The sequence below is a fragment of the Kitasatospora sp. NPDC057198 genome (assembly GCF_042670125.1).
Taxonomy (GTDB): Bacteria; Actinomycetota; Actinomycetes; order Streptomycetales; family Streptomycetaceae; genus Kitasatospora.
The window spans coordinates 1-21,402 of sequence record NZ_JBHUWH010000094.1 but is presented as its reverse complement, the minus strand read 5'-3'; the positions used below and the strand labels follow the sequence as shown (position 1 = coordinate 21,402).

Sequence of the window (21,402 nt, the reverse complement as noted above, 5' to 3'; positions counted from 1 at the left end):
GCGCGGAGCTGCGCGCGGAACCGCTCCCGACCCGGGGTCAGCGGTCCTGGAGGCCCCTGTCCAGGGCGGCGACCAGGGTGCCCCGGGCGTCGTCGTTGTCGAGCGACCAGGCCATCACGCCGCCCAGGTCGTTCTCCTCGACGTACCGGGCCTTGCGGGCCAGCAGGTCCGGGGTGTCGTACGTCCAGAACTCGGTGCCGTCGTACTTCCAGGTCGCCCCGTGCGCGCGGTCGGTGAAGACCGTGCCCGGCAGGTCCTTGATCTGGTTGTAGGGCAGGTTGCCGCCCCGGGCGAGGCCGGTGGCGGACTGGTACAGGCCGTTCTTCCCCGGGCCGGCCGGCACACCCGTCCAGCCGTAGCCGTAGAACGGGACGCCCACCACGGCCTTCTTCGCGGGCAGGCCGCGGTCCAGGTAGGTCCGCACCACCCGGTCGACGCTCAGCTTCAGCCCGGAGGCGTCGGCCCGGTCGGCGTACAGGTTGGCGTCGTGGTTGGTCGGGCCCTGGGCCTCCCACGGGCCGTGCAGGTCGTAGGTCATCAGGTTGAGCCAGTCCACCGACTTGGCGACCTTCTTGACCTCGATCTGGTCGATCTTCGACTCGCCGGCCGGGACGGCCGCGGTGAGCAGGTAGTGCGGGCCCCTCCTGCCGGACAGCGCGTCCAGCTGGCGGCGGAACTCCTGCATCAGCAGGGTGTAGTTCCTCCCGTCCTCGGGCCGCACCACGTTGCCGCCGTCACCGCCGCCGCCCGGGTACTCCCAGTCGATGTCGATGCCGTCGAACACCCCGGCGCCCGCGCCCGCGCCGCCCTCGGCGGAGCCCAGCTGCGGCTGGTTGCCCTTGAGGTACAGGTCGATGCAGGAGGAGACGAACTTCTTCCGCGAGGCGTCGGTGAGCGCCGCGTCCGAGAAGTACTTGGACCAGCTCCAGCCGCCCAGCGAGATCACCGCGCGCAGTTGCGGGTTCTCCGCCTTGAGCTTGCGGATCTGGTTGAAGTTGCCCTTCAGCGGCTGGTCGGCGGTGTCCGCGACGCCGTCCACCGACTCCTCGGCGCCCACCGGGCGCTGGTAGTCGGCCCAGGCGTCGCCCACCCCGGCCGCGTTGGCCTCGAAGCAGGTGCCGTCGGCGGAGACGTTGCCGAAGGCGTAGTTGATCACGGTCAGCTTGCCCGCCTGGCCGCTGGTCTGGACGTTCTTGGCGGAGAAGCCGCCGTAGATGCCCCACTGGGTGAAGTAGCCGACCCGCTGGCCCTCCAGCCGGTGGTTCCCGCCGTGGCCGTCGTTCCCGTGCGCCTGCGCGGCGGCCGGGGAGACGAGCAGGGCGCCGAGCGTGGCCGCGACGAGGAGTGCGGCGGAGCTGCGTCTGGTCATTCCGTGAATCTCTCCGATTCAGCGTCAATTGGTATGGACCATGTGCTGTGGAGAGGTTTAGTCCACTCGGCGGGGCCCGCACAAGGGGAACGGCAGGATCCGTGCCAAGGAACGGCAAAGGCCGCACCGCCCCGCGAGGGGCGATGCGGCCTTCCAGTACCGCTTCGGTCAGCCGATCAGGCTGCGCAGCACGTACTGCAGGATGCCGCCGTTGCGGTAGTAGTCCGCCTCACCGGGGGTGTCGATGCGCACCACCGCGTCGAACTCGACCTCACCGGCCTTGACCTTGACGGTCTTCGGGGTGCGGCCCTCGTTCAGCTCGGTCACGCCGGTGAACTCGAAGGTCTCCTCGCCGGTCAGGCCCAGCGAGTCGGCGTTCTGGCCGGCCGGGAACTGCAGCGGCAGGACGCCCATGCCGATCAGGTTCGAGCGGTGGATGCGCTCGTAGGACTCGGCGATGACGGCCTTGACGCCGAGCAGCGCGGTGCCCTTGGCCGCCCAGTCGCGGGACGAGCCGGAGCCGTACTCCTTGCCCGCCAGGACCACCAGCGGGATGCCCGCGGCCTGGTAGTTCTGCGAGGCGTCGTAGATGAACGACACCGGGCCGTCGGCCTGGGTGAAGTCGCGGGTGTAGCCGCCCTCGGTGCCCGGCGCGATCTGGTTGCGCAGGCGGATGTTGGCGAAGGTGCCGCGGATCATCACCTCGTGGTTGCCGCGGCGCGAGCCGTACGAGTTGAAGTCGCGCTTCTCCACGCCGTTGGCGGTCAGGTACTGCGCCGCCGGGGTGCCGGGCTTGATGTTGCCGGCCGGGGAGATGTGGTCGGTGGTGACCGAGTCGCCCAGCTTGGCCAGCACGCGGGCGCCGGAGATGTCGGTCACCGGGCTCGGGGTGGTGGCCATGCCCTCGAAGTACGGGGGCTTGCGGACGTAGGTCGACTCCGCGTCCCACTCGAAGGTGTTGCCGGTCGGGACCGGGAGCGACTGCCAGCGGTGGTCACCGGCGAAGACGTCCTGGTAGCCCTTGTCGAACATGGCCTCGTCGATGGAGCCGGCGACCACGTCGGCCACCTCCTGCTCCGACGGCCAGATGTCGGCGAGGAAGACGTCGTTGCCGTCCGCGTCCTGGCCCAGGGCGTCGCGGGTGATGTCGACGTTCATGTTGCCGGCCAGGGCGTAGGCGACCACCAGCGGCGGCGAGGCCAGGTAGTTCATCTTGACGTCCGGGTTGATCCGGCCCTCGAAGTTGCGGTTGCCGGAGAGCACCGAGACGACCGCGAGGTCCGACTCGTTCACCGCGGCGGAGACCTCCTCGGGCAGCGGGCCCGAGTTGCCGATGCAGGTGACGCAGCCGTAGCCGACCAGGTTGAAGCCCAGCTTCTCCATGTACGGGAGCAGGCCGGCCTTCTCGTAGTAGTCCATGACGACCTTGGAGCCGGGCGCCAGGGTGGTCTTGACCCAGGGCTTGACGTGCAGGCCCTTCTCCACGGCCTTCTTCGCCAGCAGGGCGGCGCCCAGCATGACGGAGGGGTTGGAGGTGTTGGTGCAGGAGGTGATCGAGGCGATCACGACCGCGCCGTTGTCGATCTCGTAGGTCGAGCCGTCGGGGGCGGTCACCGCGGTCGGCTTCGACGCCTCGGCCGAGTAGGTCGGCAGCGCCTCGGCGAACTTCTGCGCGGCCTCGGCCAGGATCACGCGGTCCTGCGGGCGCTTCGGGCCGGAGATCGACGGGACGACGGTGGAGACGTCCAGCTCCAGGTACTCGGAGTAGACCGGCTCGACCGACGGGTCGTGCCAGAGGCCCTGCTCCTTGGCGTACGCCTCGACCAGGGCGAGCTGCTGCTCGCTGCGGCCGGTGAGCTTCAGGTAGTTGATGGTCTCGGCGTCGATCGGGAAGATCGCGCAGGTCGAGCCGAACTCCGGCGACATGTTGCCGATGGTGGCGCGGTTGGCCAGCGGGATCGAGGTGACGCCCTCGCCGTAGAACTCGACGAACTTGCCGACCACGCCGTGCTTGCGCAGCATCTCGGTGATGGTGAGCACCAGGTCGGTGGCGGTGGTGCCGGCCGGGAGCTGGCCGTTCAGCTTGAAGCCGACCACCCGCGGGATGAGCATCGAGACCGGCTGGCCGAGCATCGCGGCCTCGGCCTCGATGCCGCCGACGCCCCAGCCCAGCACGCCCAGGCCGTTGACCATGGTGGTGTGCGAGTCGGTGCCGACGCAGGTGTCCGGGTACGCCTGGCCGTTGCGCACCATGACGGTGCGGGCCAGGTGCTCGATGTTGACCTGGTGCACGATGCCGGTGCCGGGCGGGACGACCTTGAACTCGTCGAACGCGGTCTGGCCCCAGCGCAGGAACTGGTAGCGCTCCTTGTTGCGGCCGTACTCGATCTCGACGTTCTGGACGAAGGCGTCCGGGGTGCCGAACTTGTCGGCGATGACGGAGTGGTCGATGACCAGCTCGGCCGGCGCCAGCGGGTTGATCTTGGACGGGTCGCCGCCCAGTTCCTTCACGGCCTCGCGCATGGTGGCCAGGTCGACCACGCAGGGCACGCCGGTGAAGTCCTGCATGATCACGCGCGCCGGGGTGAACTGGATCTCCTCGGACGGCTCGGCCGTCGGGTCCCAGCCGCCGAGGGCGCGGATGTGGTCGGCGGTGATGTTGGCGCCGTCCTCGGTGCGGAGCAGGTTCTCCAGCAGGACCTTGAGGCTGTACGGCAGCCGCTCGGCACCCTCGACGGCGGAGAGCTTGAAGATCTCGTACGACTCGTCGCCCACCTGCAGCGAGCTGCGGGCGTCGAAGCTGTTCGCGGACACGACTGACTCCTTCTTGGTCCACCCGGTGATAAGGTAAGCCTTAGCTAACCTGACTGCCGCCGCTTACCGAGCCGATGATGGAGGGCTGCGCCCCTCGGCAAGTATCTTGACGTCAAGATAAAGCGTAACGCGGAATGTATCTCGATGTCGAGATAAACCATAGTGCATGGGGTCCGCCCGCACCCCACCGGCTCGTCCCGGCACGGCACCGCGTCACCGCGGCCTTCCCACCAGGGTGCACCTCCCCGCCCGCACGGGCACCCGAACGAACCGCGCCCGGGGTGTAACGCCACGGCCCGCCCGCGCGTCATGTCTTCGGGGACGCGTCCGGGCCACCCGCCCGGACCCGCGCCCGGGTGGCAGCGGCGTGCGGCGGGGCCGCGGACGACGACGGGGGCGTGCGGATGGCGGTGGGACGGCGCAGGGCGGCCGAGGAGCGGCGCGAGTTCGAGGAGTTCGCGCACGCCCGGGGCACCGCGCTGTTCCGCACCGCGCTGCTGCTGTGCGGCGACTGGCACCTCGCCGAGGACCTCACCCAGACCGCCCTCGCCCGGATCTACGCCTCCTGGAGCCGGGTGAAGCACGCCGAGAGCCCCGCCGCGTACGCCCGCACCGTGCTGGTCCGCTGCTACCTCTCGCACCGCAGGCTGCGCCGCAGCACCGAACTCCCCGTGCTCGACGGCCTCCCCGAGCAGGCCGCCCCCGACCACGACCCCGCGCTGCGGGTCGCCCTGCTCGCCGCGCTCGCCGAACTGCCGCCCAGGGACCGGGCCGTGCTCGTACTGCGCTACTGGGAGGACCGGAGCGTCGACGAGACCGCCGCCGAGCTCCAGATCTCCCCCGGCACCGTCCGGGTCCGCGCCCTGCGCGCCCTGACCAGGCTGCGCCGCCAACTCGCCCCGCAACTCGACAGCCTGGTGCAGTGACCCGCCGCCCGACCGGGCCGCGCCGTCCGGCGCGCGCCCGCACCCCCGCCGACCGCACCCCCGCCGACCGCGAGGCCGCCGGCCGTACCTCCGCCGCCCGCGGGGCCGCCGGACCGCAAGACCGTCAGAAAGCGAGAAACCCCCGATGCCCGAACAGGAGCTGAGCGACGCCTTCGTGCGGGCGGTCGGCGACAGCGTGCCCGACCTCGGCCTGCTGGTCGCCGGGGCCACCGCCGAGGGCCGCGGCATCCGGCTGCGGCGGCGGCTCGCGCTCACCGGGGCCACCACCGCCGTCGCCCTGCTGGCCGTGGGCGGCGGACTGCTGCTGCGCCCCGCCGCGCCCCCGGCCGCCGCGCCGGCCGCCGGCCCCCGGACCGCGACCGGCACCGCCCCGCCCGCCGACGCCCTGCCCGCCGACATCCGGAACACCGTGCTCGGGACCGTGAAGGGGTTCGCCCCGTCCAACAACCTGGGCGCGTGGCGGATCTCCGACACGGAGTCCGGGAGCACGCCGCTGGACGGGCCGGGGATCTCGCTGCTGTTCCACCACCTCGACGCTTCCGAACAGGAGACCGGCACCCTCGAAGTGCTGGTCCAGCGCTCCCCCCGGCCCTCGGTGCCCCCGGCCCCCGATGACGACTACGGCTACGGCTACGACTGCGGCCGGCACCCGGCCGCCGACGGCTGCCAGTCCACGAGCGGGCCGGGCTTCGACGCCGTGACGGTCACCCTTCCCGCCGAGGACGGCCGCTCCTCCGCCTTCCGGGGGGACCTGCTGGACCACGACGGCCTCCGGATCGTCGTGACGGCCACCGGCCTGCCGGGCGGCAGCCCGCCGCTCGACCGGTCCTTGATCGGCAAGCTCGCGGTGGCACTGCGGACGGGACTGCTCTCCTCCGGGGACCCGGCGCCGGGGTTCGTCCCGCAGCCCGGGACGTGAGCGCCGCGCCCTCGACGGGGCCGGAGCGGGGGTGGGCACCCCGGGCGCGGGGCGGCGGGCACGGGGCGGTACCCCGGCCGTGGGGCGGTGGGCGCGGGCGGGCTACCGTGAGCGGGTGATCGTGGTGGACGCTTCCGCAGTGGTGCTGTCGCTCTCCGACCGGGGCCCCCGGGGCGAGGCGGCCCGGGCCGCGCTGGCCGCCGACCCCGAGTGGGTGGCGCCCGAGCACGTGGTCATCGAGGTGATGCAGTCGCTGCGCGGCCTGTACCTGGCCAAGCAGCTGACCGCCGACGAGGTCGCCGAACTCACCCTCCGGCTGCCCGGGTTGGCCATCCGCAAGGTGGAGGTCGCCCCGCTGCTCGGCCGGATCTGGGAGCTCAAGGACAACCTGACCCCCGACGACGCCGCCTACGTCGCGGTCGCCGAGCGCTACGGCGCCCCGCTGGTCACCGCCGACCTGCGCCTGATGCGCGCCACCGGACCGCGCTGCGAGATCCGCGGCATCGCGGCGGCCGGCTGACCTGAGGCCGGCTGACCTGCGGGCTGCCGAGCTGCGGGCTGCCGACCTATTGCGGGCCGATCTGCTACGTCCGACCTGCTGCGGGCCGGTGCGGGAGGTTGTTCGAAGCGGGTTCCCGTACGGGTGACCGCGGGCGGCGGTGCGGCACGGCGGCGTGCGCGGCGGTGCGGGGGCGGCCACGGTGTCGGGTGTTCCCTGACGGTCCGTCGGAAGGTCCGCGATGCCCCTGTCCTCCGCTGCCGGTGCCCTGATGGTGCCGCTCGCCCTGCTGCCGACCGCTCCGCCACCGGGCGGTGCCCCGGCCGCCTCCCCCGTCCCGGACACCGCCCGGGTGGTGGACGCCCGCTTCGACCGGGCGGACGGCTTCGTCCCGGCCCGAGCGGTCACCCACGCGCCCGACCTGGTGCCGTACGGCTCGCAGGTGCGGGTCACGGTCGGCCGGGCGGCCGGGCACACCTCCGTCACGGTGGACCTCGCCGGGGTGAGCGGCCCGCACGAGTTCCCCGCGCACGTGCACACCGGGTACTGCGGCACCGACCCGGCGTCCTCCGGGCCGCACTACCAGCAGGTGGCGGGGTCGGACGCGGCCGACAACGAGGTGCGGATGACCGTGCGCACCGGCCCCGACGGGGCCGGGACCTCCTCGGTGACCGTCCCCTGGGAGTTCCGGCCCGGCGAGGCGCACTCGCTGGTGCTGCACGCGGGCACGCCCGCCGGGCCGCACGCCGCGGCCGACCGGGCGGCCTGCGTGGACGTCGACTTCTGACGCGCGGGCGTCCGGGTACGGGCGCGGGAGCGGCGGGCGGCGGGCGCGACGGATGCCGGTGCGGCGGATGCGGCGGGCGCGGCTGCGGCGGGTGCGGCGGTCAGGAACCGAGGGTCGCCACCATCACGGCCTTGATGGTGTGCAGGCGGTTCTCGGCCTGGTCGAAGACCACCGAGTGCGCGGACTCGAACAGCTCGTCGGTGCACTCCAGCTCGGACATGCCGGTGAGCTCGTGCATCTGACGGCCGATCTCGGTGCCGAGGTCGTGGAACGCGGGCAGGCAGTGCAGGAACTTGACCGCCGGGTTGCCGGTGGCGCGCACCGTGTCCATCGAGACCTGGTACGGCTTGAGCAGCGCGATCCGCTCGGCCCAGACCTCCTTGGGCTCGCCCATCGACACCCAGACGTCGGTGTAGAGGAAGTCCGCCCCGGCGACGCCGGACGCCACGTCCTCGGTGAGGGTGATCCGGGCGCCGCTGGTCTCGGCCAGCACCTCGGCCGCCTTGCGGACCTCCTCGCTCGGCCAGAGCGAGGCCGGGGCGACGATCCGGATGTCCATGCCCAGCAGCGCGCCGGTGACCAGCACCGAGTTGCCCATGTTGAAGCGGGCGTCGCCCAGGTAGACCAGGGTGGTCTCGTTCAGCGGCTTGCTGGAGTGCTCCTGGATGGTGAGCACGTCGGCCAGCAGCTGGGTGGGGTGCCACTCGTCGGTCAGGCCGTTCCAGACCGGGACGCCGGCGTGCGCGGCCAGCTCCTCGACGATCTCCTGCCCGTCGCCGCGGTACTCGATGCCGTCGAACATCCGGCCCAGCACCCGCGCGGTGTCCTTGATCGACTCCTTGTGCCCCATCTGCGACCCGGCCGGGTCCAGGTAGGTGGTGGAGGCGCCCTGGTCGTGGGCGGCCACCTCGAAGGCGCAGCGGGTGCGGGTGGAGGTCTTGGCGAAGATCAGCGCGATGTTCTTGCCCCGCAGCCGGGGCTGCTCGGTGCCCGCGTACTTGGCGGCCTTCAGCTGGGCCGCCAGGTCGACCAGGTGACGGAACTCCTGGGGAGTGAAGTCGAGCTCCTTGAGGAAGTGCCTGTTCCGGAGGTTGAACGCCATACCGGTCTCCTGGGTCGATCAACGGACTGAAGTGGGAAGTGTATACGAGGACTCGAATATTCATGCAACCATTCGATGGCTGCCGCCCGGCCGGGACACTGCGGTGGGGCGGTTCCCCGCCCCACCGCACGAGCGGTCCGGGCCCCGGGTGGTCAGAGCCGGGGGTCGACCGGCTCGGACTCCAGGGCCAGCACCGCGAACACCGCCTCGTGCACCCGCCAGAGCGGCTCGCCGGCCGCCAGCCGGTCCAGCGCCTCCAGGCCGAGGGCGTACTCGCGCAGGGCGAGCGAACGCTTGTGGCCGAGCGAGCGCTGGCGCAGCCCGTCCAGGCGCCGGGTGTAGTCCGGGCCGTAGATGATCCGCAGGTAGTCGCGGCCGCGGACCTTCAACCCGGGCTGGACCGGCCGCCCGGAGCCGTCCAGGTGCAGCGGCTCGACCGGCTTGACCACCATGCCCTCACCGCCGGCCGCGGTCAGCTCCTCCCACCAGGCGACGGCGGCGGCCACCGAGGACTCGTCCCCGGTGTCGACCAGCAGCCGCCCGGTGCGGTGCAGCACCGGCGCCACGCCGTCCGCCCGTTCGGCGAGCTGCCGGTCGGCGTCCACCAGCCGGTCGATCAGGGCGAGGTGCTCGGTGTGCGGGCGCAGCGCCAGGTTGGCGCCCTCCGCGGCGAGCAGCTGGAACGGGGCCAGCCGGATGCCGTCGAGGCCCTCGGTCGGCCAGCAGTAGCGCCGGTACGCCTCGGTGAAGGCGCGGGTGTCGGCGGCCTGCTCCCGCTGGCGGCCGGTCAGCTCCGCCACGTCCAGTCCGCGGGCGGCGGCCCGGGTCAGGGCGTCGAGCGCGGTGGGCAGGGCGGCCCCGGCGGCCGCGCCGACGGCGGCGTACTGGCGGCGCAGCAGCTCGGCCGCCTTGAGCGACCAGGGCATCAGTTCGGCGTCCAGCAGCAGCCAGCCGGTGCCGAGTTCGTCGAACAGGCCGGTGTGCTCGGCGGCGGCCCGGAGCCGGTCGAGGAGCGCTTCGGTGAGCGCGTCGTCGTTCAGGAAGGCGCGGCCGGTCCTGGTCCAGATCGCGCCGGGGCCGGGCAGGCCGAAGCGCTTCTCCAGGGCGGCCCCGTCCCGGGCGACCAGGACGACGGCCCGCGAGCCCATGTGCTTCTCCTCGCAGACCACCTGGCGCACCCCGTCGTGCCGGTAGGCGAAGAACGCCTCCTCGGGGTGCTCCAGCAGGCCCTCGCGCCGGGAGGTCGGCGAAGGGGCCATGGTGGGCGGCAGGTAGGCGAGCAGCCGCGGGTCGAGCGCGAAGCGGCTCATCACCTCCAGCGCGGCGGCGGCGTTCTCCTCCCGGACGGTGACGTTGCCGAGCCGGGAGGTCTCCACCACCCGGCGGCCGGTCACGTCGGCCAGGTCGAGCGGGCGGCCCTCCCGGCCGCCGGGCGCGTCGGTGCGCATGGGGCGGACCGGCTCGTACCACTCCTGCTCGGCCGGGACGGAGACGACCTCCCGCTCCGGGTAGCGCAGCGCGGTCAGGCTGCCGCCGAACACACAGCCGGTGTCCAGGCAGATGGTGTTGTTGAGGAAGCTCGCCACCGGCACCGGGGTGTGGCCGTAGACCACCAGGGCGCGGCCGCGGTACTCCTCGGCCCACGGGTAGCGCACCGGCAGGCCGTACTCGTCGGTCTCGCCGGTGGTGTCGCCGTACAGCGCGTGCGAGCGGACCCGGCCGGAGGCGCGGCCGTGGAACTTCTCCGGCAGACCGGCGTGGCAGACCACCAGCGCGCCGCCGTCCAGCAGGTAGTGGCTGACCAGGCCGCTCATGAACTTCCGGACCCGGGCCCGGAACTCCTCGCTCTCGGCGGACAGCTGGTCGATCGACTCCTGCAGGCCGTGCGAGACGGTGACCTTGCGGCCGCCCATCCAGCGGCCGAGCTTGTTCTCGTGGTTGCCGGGGACGCAGAGGGCGTGGCCCGCCTCGACCATGCCCATCACCAGGCGCAGCACACCGGGGGTGTCCGGGCCGCGGTCGACCAGGTCGCCGACGAACACCGCGGTGCGGCCCTCGGGGTGCGCGGCGTCCACGGCGCGGCCCTGCTCGTCGCGGGTGACCGCGTAGCCGAGCCGGCCGAGCAGGGTCTCCAGCTCGGAGCGGCAGCCGTGGATGTCGCCGACGACGTCGAACGGGCCGGTCAGGTGCCGCAGGTCGTTGTACCGCTTCTCCGGGACGATCTCGGCGCGCTCGACCTCCTCGGCCCCGCGCAGCACGTGCACCTTGCGGAAGCCCTCGCGCTCCAGCCCGCGCAGCGAGCGGCGCAGGTCGCGCTGGTGGCGCTGGATGACCTGGGCGGGCAGCTGCCGGTCCGGCCGGGCGCGGTTGCGTTCGGCGCACACCTCGGCCGGGACGTCCAGCACGATGGCGATCGGCAGCACGTGGTGCTCCCGGGCGATCGCGACCAGCGCCCGGCGGGCGTGGTCCTGGACGTTGGTGGCGTCGACCACGGTGAGCCGGCCCGCCGCGAGCCGCTTGCCGACGATGTAGTGCAGCACGTCGAAGGCGTCGGCGGAGGCGGCCTGGTCGTTCTCGTCGTCGGCGACCAGACCGCGGCAGAAGTCGGAGGAGATCACCTCGGTGGGCTTGAAGTGCTTGCGGGCGAAGGTGGACTTGCCGGAGCCGGTGCTGCCGATCAGCACCACCAGCGAGACGTCGGTGACGGGCAGTCGGCGGCCGACCCGGACAGGGGTCGGCTCCGGGGCTTCGGTGGTCATCGGTGGGCGCTCCCTTCCGGGGCGAGGTCGTTCGGCGGGACGTCGGTGGTGCGATCGCGGGTGTCGCCGGTGCGGGTGTCGCCGGTGCGGGTGCTTCCGGTGGTGCTGGCAGGACCGGCGGTGTCGGGCTCGGCGAGGCGGAAGTGCGCGAGCTGGGTGGGTGCGCCGACCTCGGGGTCGACCGGGCCGACCGGCTCCAGCTCGACGCGGTAGCCGTAGTCGGCGGCGACCCGCTCCGCCCAGGCCGCGAACTCGGCCCGGCTCCACTCGAAGCGGTGGTCGTCGTGGCGCATCCGCCCGGCGGGCAGGGTCTCCCAGCGGACGTTGTACTCGGCGTTCGGGGTGGTGACCACAACCGCCGCGGGCCGGGCCGCGCCGAACACCGCGTACTCGAGCGCGGGCAACCGGGGCAGGTCGAGGTGCTCGACCACCTCGCACAGCACCGCCGCGTCGTAGCCCTTCAACCGGGCGTCGGTGTACGTCAGCGCGCCCTGGACCAGCTTGACCCGGCGGGCCGTCCGCTCCGGCAGCCGGTCCAGGCGGAGCCGGCGGGCGGCGATCGTCAGCGCCCGCGAGGACACGTCCACGCCGAGCACCTCGGTGACCCGCGGCTCCTTGAGCAGCGCGCCCACCAGCTCGCCCTGCCCGCAGCCCAGATCGAGCACCCGGGCCGCGCCGGTACGGGCCAGCGCCGCCAGGATCGCCGTCCGCCGCTGCACGGCGAGCGGCCCCCCGCCCTCGCGGTCCGCCCCGGCCGGGTCGGTCTCGGCCCCGGCCGGGTCGGTCCGGTCGGTCGGCCCCGTGGCGTTCACCTCCTCCGCGCCCTCCTGGGCGTCCGGAACCCCCGGAACCTCCGGGGCGTCCGGGGCGTCCGGGGCGTCCGGGGCGTCCGGGTCCTCCGGGACGTCCGGGACAGCGTTGTCGATCTCCTCGGCCTCGCGGTCGTCGGCCTCGGCCAGCCGGGCCAGGGCGAGGCGTTCGGTGGCGAGCCTGGTCAGCGACCAGCGGCGGGACAGGTAGCGGCGGACGATCAGGGCCCGTTCGGGGTGGTCGGCGAGCCAGCCCTGGCCGGCCGCGAGCAGCTTGTCGACCTCGTCGGGGGCGACCCAGTAGTGCTTGGCCCCGTCGAGGACCGGCAGCAGCACGTAGAGGTGCTGGAGCGCGTCCGCGAGCCGCAGGGTGCCGGTCAGTTCGAGCCGCACGTACCGGGAGTCGCCCCACTCGGGGAAGGACTCGTCCAGCGGGACGGGCCGCGCGTCGACCTGCCAGCCCAGCGGGGCGAACAGCCGCTCCACCAGCACGGGACCGTCGGACCCGGCCACCGGGACGGCGGGCAGGGCGATCCGCAGCGGCAGCTCCCGGACCGGCAGCTCGGGCCGGTGCGCGCACTCGCCCTTCATCGCGGACCGGTACACCGTGCGCAGCGCCACCGCGAGCAGCGAGGAGGCGGCGTACGGGCGGTCGTTGACGTACTGGGCGAGTGCGAGGTCGGGCGAGCCGGAGCGGCCCTTGCCCCGCCCCTGGCGGAGCAGCGCGGCCGGGTCGACCTCCAGCAGCAGGGCGGCGGTGCACGCCTGCTCCCCGGCCTCGGGGTAGAAGACGTGCGCCGTGCCGTGCGCGGTGGCGAACCGTTGCACCTTGTCGGGGTGCTTGTGCAGCAGGAAGCCCAGGTCGGAGGCGGGGTTGTCGGCGGTGCCGGTAGTGGAGATCGATACGAACACCCGGCCGAGTATGACCCGCGGGCCCGTCCGGGAGCACCAGGTTTTGTCCGTCCGGTGAGCGTGTTGGTCAGCCCTCGTCCCGATTGGTTACGGTGCGGGATGTGACTGCTGAAACCTCCACCCCCGCAAGCGGCGCGGTGGCCGCCGGCCTGGCGACCATCGCGGCCGACGGCACCGTCCTCGACACCTGGTTCCCCGCGCCCGAGCTGGCCGCCGCCCCGGGCCCGTCCGGCACCGTCCGGCTGAGCGCCGAGGAGGCCGAGCAGGCGCTCGGCCCCGGTGCCGCCGAGGCGCTCCGCACCGACGCCCGGCGCGGCGTCGAGGTGGTGGCGGTGCGCACCGTGATCTCCTCGCTGGAGGAGAAGCCGCTGGACGCGCACGACGTCTACCTGCGGCTGCACCTGCTCTCCGCCCGCCTGGTGAAGCCGCACGGCCAGAACCTCGACGGCATCTTCGGCCTGCTGGCGAACGTCGCCTGGACGTCGATCGGCCCGACCCCGGTCGCCGACGTGGAGCGGGCCCGGCTGGCGGTGCGCGCCGAAGGCGGGCAGCTCGCCCTGTACGGCATCGACAAGTTCCCCCGGATGACCGACTACGTGGCGCCGTCCGGCGTCCGGATCGCCCACGCCGACCGGGTGCGCCTGGGCGCGCACCTGGCCGAGGGCACCACCGTGATGCACGAGGGCTTCGTCAACTTCAACGCGGGCACCCTGGGCACCTCGATGGTCGAGGGCCGGATCAGCGCGGGCGTGCTGGTCGGCGACCACAGCGACATCGGCGGCGGCGCCTCGATCATGGGCACCCTGTCCGGCGGCGGCAAGCAGGTCGTCTCGGTGGGCGAGCGCTGCCTGCTGGGCGCCAACGCGGGCATCGGCATCTCGCTGGGCAACGACTGTGTGGTCGAGGCGGGCCTGTACGTCACCGCCGGCACCCGGGTCACCGCGCCGGACGGCTCGGTGGCCAAGGCGGTGGAGCTGTCCGGCCAGGACAACCTGCTGTTCCGCCGCAACTCGCAGACCGGTGCGGTCGAGGTGATCGCCCGCTCCGGTTCGTGGGGCGGGCTGAACGCGGACCTGCACTCGCACAACTGACCTCCTGTCAGGTGGTGTTCGCCCGACGGCCGGTGCCCGCTCCCCAGCGGCCCGGCCGTCCGGCCTCTCCCGGCCCGGCCTCTCCCGGCCCGGCCCTTCCGGAGCCCGACCCTTCCGGGGCGCGGCGCTGTAGCCGAGCGGGGACGGCCCCCGCAAACTCGGCTCACTCCTGGGGCTGACCGGGCCCGCCGGTTGGACCTCAACGGGTGGTCCGGGGTGACCGCGCGCGGCGGGGACTCGTTGGACCGGCGGCGCCGACCCCCGGCGCTTCACACCGCACCACCGAGTTGAAGGGGCCCCCTCATGTCCGAGCCCTGGACCGAGCCGCCCACCGCGGACACCGCCGCGGGCGACGCGCCCGCCTCCCCGAAGTCGCTGTTGGAGCAGATGCAGGAACTGCTCGCCTCGATCAACACCGACCTGGCCGGATTCGACTCCGACCTGCGCTCCTCGCCCGCCCGCGGCGGGCAGGACACCCCGGCGGACGGCTCGCCGCGCACCTGAGCGCCGCGCGCCGCCGGGACCGGCGGACCCAGCGGGACCACGAGCCTCGGCTCCTCCCGCCGGGCCGCGCCCGGCACCCCGGGCCCGGACGGCTCCTCCTCCCGGCCCCCGCCCTGCTCCTCCTCCGGGCCCTCCCCCGCCCCCGGTTCTCCGTCCGGGGCCCGCGCGCCCGTCAGCCTCCGCTGCTCGCGCAGGAGTTCGGCCACCAGGTCGCGGCACTCCGAGCCGGAGTCCAGCCCGTCGATGCAGCTCCAGTAGAGGCTCTCGGTCTCCGCCCCGCAGGCGAGCACCACCAGGCTCTCGTTCGCCTCCTCCAGCAGCAGGGCGAGTTCGGCCAGCACCGGATCCAGCTCGCCGAGCACGCTGAACCGGTCGACCAGCGTCGGCCCCGTCCATTCCGGGTAGACGCCGACCGGGCCGCCGGGCAGGTCGTCCAGGCCGGGTTCGGGCGGTTGGCGCAGGCAGCTCGCGGTGTGCGCACCGGCTTCGGAGAGCAGCTGCCCGAGGGTGGCGAACGCCTCCCCGTCGTGGTCGGCGATCCGGGCCCCGACCGCTTCGGTGAGCAGCCCGGCCTGCCACGCCTCGTGCAGGATGTCCCCGGTCGTCCGGGCCTCGGCCAGGGCGTGCCGAACGGTCTTGATCAGTCGCAGTGCCTCCACGGCGGACTCCCCTCGTCGGCCGCCGCCGTCCTTCGGCGGTCGGTCACGGGGATCAGCGTGCCGCCGCTCCCGGGGGTGCTCCCAGCGGGTTCGACGGGCCTGTGGAAAACCCGGCCCTGTGGAAAACCCGGGTCCCCCGTGCGGGGGAATTCCGGATGATTTCCCCGGCCGCCGGGAACCCGGCCCACCACCCTCGCGCTCCAGCCCTCCAGTTCTCCAGTTCTCCGGCCCCCGGCCCGCCCGCTGCCACCCGCCGCTGCTAGGGCGCCGGGAACCTGCTCTCGTTGCGTTCGATCTTCTCCGCCAGCGCCCGCAGCGGGTCCACCTCCAGCACGGTGCACAGTTGCAGCAGGTAGGCCAGCACGTCCGCCACCTCGTCGCGGACCCGGTGCGCCGAACCGGCGTCGGACATCACGTCGGCGGCCTGCTCGGGCGTCAACCACTGGAAGATCTCCAGCAGTTCGCCGGCCTCGACGGTCAGCGCCGAGGCCAGGTTCTTCGGGGTGTGGTACTGCTGCCAGTTCCGGGCGGCCGCGAACTCGGCCAGCCGACGCTGCAGTTCGGGCACCGTCGGCCCGGCGTCCGGCGCGGCCGGCTCCACTTCGTCGTTCATTCCCCCAGGTCTACCACCGCTCCCCCACCGCGCGCCGGGCCCGCTTCGGAGCCCCGCACCGGGGCCCCCACCGAGCCCTGCACCGCACCCTGGCCGGGGCCCTGCACCGCGCCCGACCCCGAACCCTGCGCCGCGCCCTGGCCGGGGTCCTGCGCCGCGCCCTGCACCGGCACCCGGGCGGCGGGGTCGGTGAGGCGGAGCAGGCTGTGGCCGGTGGCCGGATCGCGTCGGCACTCGACCAGTTCGATGCCGTCCGGGCCGAGCGCCGGGCCCGCTTCCTGGAGCGTGGCGAGCAGCCGGATGTCGCCCTTGCCGGTGACCTCGCGGGCCAGCCGCAGCAGGGCGGCGATCTGGTCGGCGGCCAGGCCCGCCCCGAGGTCCTCGGCGAGCAGCACCAACTGCCGGTGCGCGTCCGGCACTTCGATGGCGGGGTCGACGTCGAGGACGGCGGCGCCGGTGAGCAGGACGGCGGCGAAGGCGAGCAGTCGCAGCATGCCGTCGGCTGCCTGGTCGGCGCCGGTGCGGCCGAGCACGCCCTCGTCGAAGACCGCGAGCAGCCGTTGCCGGTCGCCCTCGCCGCGGCGGGCGACGCCGAGGCCGAGCAGCGGGTGCGGGGCGGCGGCCTGGACGGCGCGCAGCAGGCGGGCCCAGCGGCGCGGGCACTCGTGCTCCAGCCGGTCGAGCACGGCGGAGATGTTGGCGGCGGTGCCGAGCAGCCGGGCCTGCGGTTCGGGCCGGCCCCAGCCGCGCATCGCGGCGGGCACGGGGTGCAGTGCGAACACCTCGCGCAGCGCGGTGAGCACCTGCTCGGAGGCGGCCAGCACCTTGCGTTCGCCGTTGGAGGATCCGGCGACCCGCAGCGGCAGTTGGGCGGTGATCAGGCTGCCGCTGGGCAGCGGGGCGCGGATGTCGCCCTGCCGGGAGTCGTTGTGCCAGGTGACGTTGACCCGGCCGCGGGTGAGGTCCTGCTCGCCGGTCTCCATCAGGGTCCGGCCGTCCAGGGTGAGGCACTCGCGGGCGATCCGGACGCGGCCGTCGGTGCGCACCACCACTTCGAGCCGGATCGTCCCGACGCAGGAGCGCACGGTGCAGCCCAGGATGATCGCGTTGCGCCCGTGCGGCACGCAGCCGTTCAGCCCGCCGCGCACTGGGACGGCGAGCGGGCCGCGCGGCCCGCCGACGCCGTCCAGCGAGGGCCTGATCTCCTCGCCGAGGGCGAGCCGGGAGAGCACGCTCAGCGCGTCCAGCGCGTTGGACTTGCCCGCTCCGGACGGCCCGTGCAGCACGGTCAGCGGCGACATCGGCAGGACGGCCCGCCGGTAGGACTTGAAGGAGGTCAGCCGCAGTTCCTCGACGGTGGGGCGCTTCACCGTCGGGGCGGACACCGCGGGGGCGGACGCCGCGGGGAGGTGCGTCCGCCGCGGGTCGCGGACGGCGGTCGACGGGGCCGGGGCCGTCGGCAGAGACAGGGCAGGGGCCGTCGGCAGGGACGGGGCCAAGGGGGCTTCGCTGGTCACCCGGAGCACTCTAGGTGTGCCCTGAGCTGCAGAAACGTCCCTGCTGGCGCCCTGTCACCCCTTCGAGTCCCAACCGTCCCGGGTGCGGCACCCGCCCGTTCACTCGTACGCGGTGACCAGCACCGAACCGGTGACCTCCACCGGTTCGGGCAGCGCCGCCAGCGCGGCGGCCAGCGCGGCCGGGTCGGTGTGCCAGGCGCTCGGGCCCATCCCGACCACGGCGGCCGCGTCCGTCCGCGACAGCTGCAGCGCGAACTCCACCTCGGTGCGCTCCACCGGCGCGAACCAGGGGCCGAGCTTCTCCGCGATCCGCCGGTCCTTGTCCTCGTCCACCGACAGCAGGCCCAGCGCGCCCACCAGTTCCCGCAGGTGGCGGGAGGTCGGGGCGGCCACCAGCAGCCGCCCGCCGGGGCGCAGCACCCGCCGCATCTCGGGGCCGTTGCGCGGCGCGAACACGTTCAGCAGCACGTCCGCGGCGCCGTCCCGCAGCGGCAGCGGCCGCCAGGCGTCGCACACCACCGCGCCGATCCGCGGGTGCGCCTTCGCGGCGCGCCGCAGCGCGTACTTGGACAGGTCCAGCGCCGCGCCCGCCGCGCCCGGCCGGGCGTCCAGCACCCGGGCCAGGTAGTGGCCGGTGCCCGCACCGAGGTCCGCGACCAGCCCGCTCTCCGCCGCGACGGCGGCCGCGGCGGCGGCCAGGGCCCGTTCCAGCGGGGCGTAGTGGCCGGCCGCCAGGAAGCCGCCGCGGGCCGCGACCATCTCGGCGGTGTCGGCGGTGCCCTGCTTGGCGTCCCCCGCCAGCAGGCTCACGTAGCCCTGCCGGGCCTGGTCGAAGCCGTGTCCGTTCGGGCAGCGCAGGGTGCGGCCGTCCAGCGCCAGCGGGCGGGCGCAGTGCGGGCAGACCAGGTAGGGCTCGATGTCCTGCAGCAACTCGCTCGCATCCTCGGCGCAGATCGTTCGGCGCCCCGGGAACCGTCAGGGGCCGGGGGAACGTCGAGGGTATCCCGCCCGCGGGCACCTCGTCGCTCTCCCGGCCCCTGACGCGTTCGGCCCGCGCGGCAGGACGCCTCACTCCTCGGCGCCGTCACCTCTCGGTGCCGTCACTCCTCGGTGCCGTCACTCCTCGGTGCCGTCACTCCTCGGCGCCGTCACTCCTCGCCGTCGTCGCCGACCTCTTCCTCCTCCGACTCGTCGACCACCCACATCCCCAGCCGCTCCGCCACGCCGGTGATGCCGAGCTTGCCCTCCCGGATCGCCCGAGCCAGGCTGCGCACCTCGCGCGCGGTGGTCGCCACCCGGCAGCCGCTGGCCACCAGGTACGCGTAGGCCACGGCGGTGGCGAACAGTTCGTTGTTGCGCTCCAGCGCGGGGACCCGGATCAGCTGGTGCATCAGCGCCGCCGCCCGGTCCTGCGGTTCGGGGTAGACCGCGATGTCGAAGACCTCGGCCTGGTGCCTGGTGATCGCCGCGAGCAGCGATCCGTAGTCGGTGACCTGCGGGTCACCGGGCGTGTACTGCTCGGCGGTCATGAGCAGCCACGAGAGGTCGACCTCAAGCTTCAACGGCGCACGTCCTGGAGCTCGCCGGGCGACCCGAACTCGGCGAGGAACGCCGCCTCGTGCTCCTTCATGAACTGCGCCGCGGCGTCCACGAAGTTCCGCCCGGCCTCGCCCATGTCCTGCTGCACCAGCCGTTCGATGTACTGGTTCATGCTGATCCCCTGCTGCTCCGCCCGCTCGCGGGCCATCTCGGCGGTGGTCGCGTCCACCCTGACGTTCAGCTGCTTCTTGGCCATCCTTCAACGCTAGCGCCGAGGTGCTAGCACAACAAGGGCGCAATCCGGCCGCTCCCCACTCCCCCACCATGTCCGCCCGCGCCCCCGCGAAAACCGGCCACCCGCCTCGATCCGCCGACTCCCGGCCCGGCAGGCGGGTCCCCTCCGCCGCGCATCGGTGCGACGGCCGGTCCGCCGCTGTCACTCGGCAGGCTTCAGCCCCCGGACCACCTCGTTCAGGAAGCGGTCGACGACGGTGTCCACGCTGCGAATGAACCCGGTCTCCTCCGCGCCCCGCCTGGTCCCCATACCGGCTGGCAGGGTCAGCCGGAACGCCCGGATCTCCGCGCTGTCGGCGGGCACCAGCAGGCCGGGTTCGACCCGCAGCGCCCGCAGCAGCTCGCACGGGCCGGGCCCGCCGTCCGCGGTCAGCGCCTCGATCCGCAGCTCGGCCGGGGCCTCGGTGAGCTGCCGCAGCAGCCACTGGACCCTGGTGAGCGCCCTGGAACGCTCGGCGGCGGCCACCTCGACCGTGGTCTCGATCCGGCCGGTACGCAGATCGGCCTCCAGCACGATCGGTCCGGGCAGGCCGGGGACCGCCAGTTCGGAGCGCATTCGGCCGCCGGCCGCGAGCTCCTCCACCGCCTTCTCCCGACGGACCGCCGGTTCGGTGCGTCGGCCGCCGCGCAGCACCGGGGAGACCGGGACGCCGAGTTCGCCACCCAGGCGCAGGCACAGCTGCCGGGTGAGCCGCTCCCAGTTCTCCACCACCCGCAGCGCGTTGCGGTCGCCGGCCCGCAGGGTGCCCTCGGAGATCGCGTTGCGGACGGTCACCCAGGCCGGACCCATGTTCTGGAAGCCGTGGCAGCCGGAGTTCTCGTGGCGCAGGTAGTGCAGGAACTCGCTCAGCAGCCAGGCGTGTGCGGGATTGACCACGCCGTCGTGGTGGCACAGCAGGTGCGCCTCGTGCGCCACCTCGGCCCAGGACAGGTGCCGCAGCGCGACCTTGCGGGCCCGGCGCCGGTCGACCGTCACCAGGAGCTCGCCCTCCAGCGCCAGGTCGTTGGAGAGGGTGATGATCGTCTCGTAGCCGTGCCGCTGGGCCACGTCGAGGTACGCCTGCACCTGCTCCGACTTGAGCGGGCTGCCACCGGTCTTGGTCTCCACCAGGGCGGTCCAGATCTTCCCGGCCCGGCTGACCCGGATCGTGCCGTCGGGGCGGACGGTGCTGTCGCCGTGCTTGAAGCTCGTCTCGGTGAAGGTCTGGACGATGCCCGCCGGGGCGTTGAACATGGCGGTGATCCGGCGGCCGAACTCCGGCACCTCGGCCATCACCGCCAACAGGGTGGAGGTGGCCCGGCTCTCCCGGTCCAGCTCGTTCTTCAGCCCGGCCACCGAGAACAACCGGGCCTGCCTCCAGGACGGGTGGTCGGCGAGGTCGACCTTGGCGGCCTTCGGCAGGGTGACCCGCTTCTTGGCGGTGCGCACCGCGCGCTTCGGCGCGGCCGTCGGCTCGGCCGTGGCCGGTGGGGCGACGGTCGGTTCGGCGGCCGGAGCTGTTCCGGAGGGCTGCGCGGTCCCGGCGGTCGGTGCGCCCGGCTCGGCGGCCCGCTCGGCCTGCGCCGTCTCCTCCTCCTGGTCGACGTCGATGCCGAAGTCCCCGGCGAGGCCGCCGAGCCCGGACCGGTAGCCCTGGCCGACCGCACGGAACTTCCACGCCCCGCCGCGCCGGTAGATCTCTCCGAAGACGAACGCGGTCTCCTCCCCGGCGTCGGGGATGTCGAAGGCCACCAGGGTGTCCCCGCCGCCGTCCAGCACGGCCAGCCGGAGTTCGGCGAGTTCCCCGAAGGTGGCCCCGGCGTAGCGGCTTGCCGCCAGAACCACCTGGTGCACCTCGGCAGGCAGCGCCGCGAGGTCGAGCAGGATCCGGTCCTGGGTGCCGCTGCCGGTCGGCACCTTGCCCAGCAGCTGCACCGAACTGTCGGGCGTGGCGGGGCAGTTGTAAAAGAGGAAGTCCGTTTCCCCGCGCACCTTGCCGTCCGCGCCCAGCAGCAGCACCGACACGTCGGCGTCGCCCGCCCCGGTCGGATCGATCCAGCTCAGGGCGACCGTCACCGGCCCCGGCTCGTCCCCCTCCGCGAACAGTTCGGCGTTGGCGCCCTTGGTCAGCTGGTGCACGGTTTCCCCTCCTGAGCACGGCGAACGACGTGTGCGCAGCGTCACCATGCCCACACGTTTCGAGGATGCTACTCCTGCCGGATCTTCACGCCATCCCCCTGAACGGAGCCGCCCCCGGTCCGTCCCCGGTCCGTCCCCGGGAAACGCCG

General features: G+C 73.7%; 17 protein-coding genes. 5 read left to right on the top strand and 12 right to left on the bottom strand.

The window, feature by feature from the left end; genetic code table 11:
* Positions 1–37 precede the first annotated feature (37 nt).
* Complete coding sequence (locus ACFUEL_RS13965) at positions 38–1,369, bottom strand: glycoside hydrolase family 18 protein (protein WP_380236424.1); 1,332 nt, start codon at positions 1,367–1,369, stop codon at positions 38–40.
* Between the two features lie 168 nt (positions 1,370–1,537).
* Positions 1,538–4,183 carry an aconitate hydratase AcnA gene (gene acnA / locus ACFUEL_RS13960; RefSeq protein ID WP_380236423.1) on the bottom strand — a complete coding sequence of 882 codons (2,646 nt, stop codon included), beginning with the start codon at positions 4,181–4,183 and terminating at the stop codon, positions 1,538–1,540.
* A 404-nt stretch (positions 4,184–4,587) separates the two neighbouring features.
* Here acnA and ACFUEL_RS13955 point away from each other — a divergent pair, with 404 nt between their 5' ends.
* From ACFUEL_RS13955 to ACFUEL_RS13940, 4 genes are all read left to right on the top strand, one after another.
* Positions 4,588–5,109: a SigE family RNA polymerase sigma factor gene (locus ACFUEL_RS13955; protein ID WP_380236425.1), complete on the top strand. Its 522-nt coding sequence runs from the start codon at positions 4,588–4,590 to the stop codon at positions 5,107–5,109.
* A gap of 145 nt (positions 5,110–5,254) precedes the next feature.
* Positions 5,255–6,049, top strand: coding sequence for a hypothetical protein (locus tag ACFUEL_RS13950; RefSeq protein WP_380236422.1), 795 nt, complete (start codon positions 5,255–5,257; stop codon positions 6,047–6,049).
* A gap of 115 nt (positions 6,050–6,164) precedes the next feature.
* Entirely contained in the window at positions 6,165–6,569 is a 405-nt protein-coding gene (locus ACFUEL_RS13945; RefSeq protein WP_380236421.1) for a type II toxin-antitoxin system VapC family toxin, read from the top strand.
* Between the two features lie 220 nt (positions 6,570–6,789).
* Positions 6,790–7,335: a superoxide dismutase family protein gene (locus ACFUEL_RS13940; protein WP_380236420.1), complete on the top strand. Its 546-nt coding sequence runs from the start codon at positions 6,790–6,792 to the stop codon at positions 7,333–7,335.
* A gap of 100 nt (positions 7,336–7,435) precedes the next feature.
* On the opposite strand, the gene argF is transcribed toward ACFUEL_RS13940, so the two are convergent.
* The 3 genes from argF to ACFUEL_RS13925 form a co-directional block, all read right to left on the bottom strand.
* Positions 7,436–8,437, bottom strand: a complete 1,002-nt coding sequence (gene argF, locus ACFUEL_RS13935) for an ornithine carbamoyltransferase (protein WP_380236419.1) — start codon at positions 8,435–8,437, stop codon at positions 7,436–7,438.
* A gap of 152 nt (positions 8,438–8,589) precedes the next feature.
* Positions 8,590–11,196, bottom strand: coding sequence for a polynucleotide kinase-phosphatase (locus ACFUEL_RS13930; RefSeq protein WP_380236418.1), 2,607 nt, complete (start codon positions 11,194–11,196; stop codon positions 8,590–8,592).
* Entirely contained in the window at positions 11,193–12,917 is a 1,725-nt protein-coding gene (locus ACFUEL_RS13925; RefSeq protein WP_380236417.1) for a 3' terminal RNA ribose 2'-O-methyltransferase Hen1, read from the bottom strand. The genes ACFUEL_RS13930 and ACFUEL_RS13925 overlap by 4 nt, the downstream gene beginning before the upstream one ends.
* 101 nt (positions 12,918–13,018) lie before the next feature.
* Between ACFUEL_RS13925 and dapD the strand changes: the two genes are divergently transcribed.
* The gene (gene dapD / locus ACFUEL_RS13920; protein ID WP_380236416.1) at positions 13,019–14,008 is read left to right on the top strand and encodes a 2,3,4,5-tetrahydropyridine-2,6-dicarboxylate N-succinyltransferase; all 990 of its coding nucleotides are present in this window, start codon (positions 13,019–13,021) and stop codon (positions 14,006–14,008) included.
* Between the two features lie 269 nt (positions 14,009–14,277).
* On the opposite strand, the gene ACFUEL_RS13915 is transcribed toward dapD, so the two are convergent.
* The 7 genes from ACFUEL_RS13915 to ACFUEL_RS13885 all read right to left on the bottom strand — a co-directional run bounded on the left by ACFUEL_RS13915 (position 14,278) and on the right by ACFUEL_RS13885 (position 21,253).
* Complete coding sequence (locus ACFUEL_RS13915; protein WP_380236414.1) at positions 14,278–15,171, bottom strand: DUF6099 family protein; 894 nt, start codon at positions 15,169–15,171, stop codon at positions 14,278–14,280.
* Positions 15,172–15,430: 259 nt separating this feature from the next.
* Positions 15,431–15,784, bottom strand: a complete 354-nt coding sequence (locus ACFUEL_RS13910; RefSeq protein WP_380236413.1) for a nucleotide pyrophosphohydrolase — start codon at positions 15,782–15,784, stop codon at positions 15,431–15,433.
* On the bottom strand, positions 15,781–17,301 hold the full coding sequence (locus ACFUEL_RS13905; RefSeq protein ID WP_380236412.1) for an AAA family ATPase: 1,521 nt from the start codon (positions 17,299–17,301) through the stop codon (positions 15,781–15,783). Before ACFUEL_RS13905 ends, ACFUEL_RS13910 begins: the two co-directional genes overlap by 4 nt.
* 99 nt (positions 17,302–17,400) lie before the next feature.
* Positions 17,401–18,231, bottom strand: coding sequence for a putative RNA methyltransferase (locus ACFUEL_RS13900; protein ID WP_380236411.1), 831 nt, complete (start codon positions 18,229–18,231; stop codon positions 17,401–17,403).
* A 218-nt stretch (positions 18,232–18,449) separates the two neighbouring features.
* Complete coding sequence (locus ACFUEL_RS13895; RefSeq protein ID WP_033256814.1) at positions 18,450–18,863, bottom strand: hypothetical protein; 414 nt, start codon at positions 18,861–18,863, stop codon at positions 18,450–18,452.
* On the bottom strand, positions 18,860–19,096 hold the full coding sequence (locus ACFUEL_RS13890) for a toxin-antitoxin system HicB family antitoxin (protein ID WP_380236410.1): 237 nt from the start codon (positions 19,094–19,096) through the stop codon (positions 18,860–18,862). The genes ACFUEL_RS13895 and ACFUEL_RS13890 overlap by 4 nt, the downstream gene beginning before the upstream one ends.
* A 180-nt stretch (positions 19,097–19,276) precedes the next feature.
* On the bottom strand, positions 19,277–21,253 hold the full coding sequence (locus ACFUEL_RS13885; RefSeq protein WP_380236409.1) for a TerD family protein: 1,977 nt from the start codon (positions 21,251–21,253) through the stop codon (positions 19,277–19,279).
* Positions 21,254–21,402: the final 149 nt, after the last annotated feature.

Coding starts and splice junctions, on each gene's coding strand:
- ACFUEL_RS13930 (WP_380236418.1), bottom strand. CDS start 11,196: ATGACCACCGAAGCCCCGGAGCCGACCCCTGTCCGGGTCGGCCGCCGA.
- ACFUEL_RS13965 (WP_380236424.1), bottom strand. CDS start 1,369: ATGACCAGACGCAGCTCCGCCGCACTCCTCGTCGCGGCCACGCTCGGC.
- ACFUEL_RS13950 (WP_380236422.1), top strand. CDS start 5,255: ATGCCCGAACAGGAGCTGAGCGACGCCTTCGTGCGGGCGGTCGGCGAC.
- argF (WP_380236419.1), bottom strand. CDS start 8,437: ATGGCGTTCAACCTCCGGAACAGGCACTTCCTCAAGGAGCTCGACTTC.
- ACFUEL_RS13890 (WP_380236410.1), bottom strand. CDS start 19,096: ATGGCCAAGAAGCAGCTGAACGTCAGGGTGGACGCGACCACCGCCGAG.
- ACFUEL_RS13910 (WP_380236413.1), bottom strand. CDS start 15,784: ATGAACGACGAAGTGGAGCCGGCCGCGCCGGACGCCGGGCCGACGGTG.
- ACFUEL_RS13940 (WP_380236420.1), top strand. CDS start 6,790: ATGCCCCTGTCCTCCGCTGCCGGTGCCCTGATGGTGCCGCTCGCCCTG.
- ACFUEL_RS13955 (WP_380236425.1), top strand. CDS start 4,588: ATGGCGGTGGGACGGCGCAGGGCGGCCGAGGAGCGGCGCGAGTTCGAG.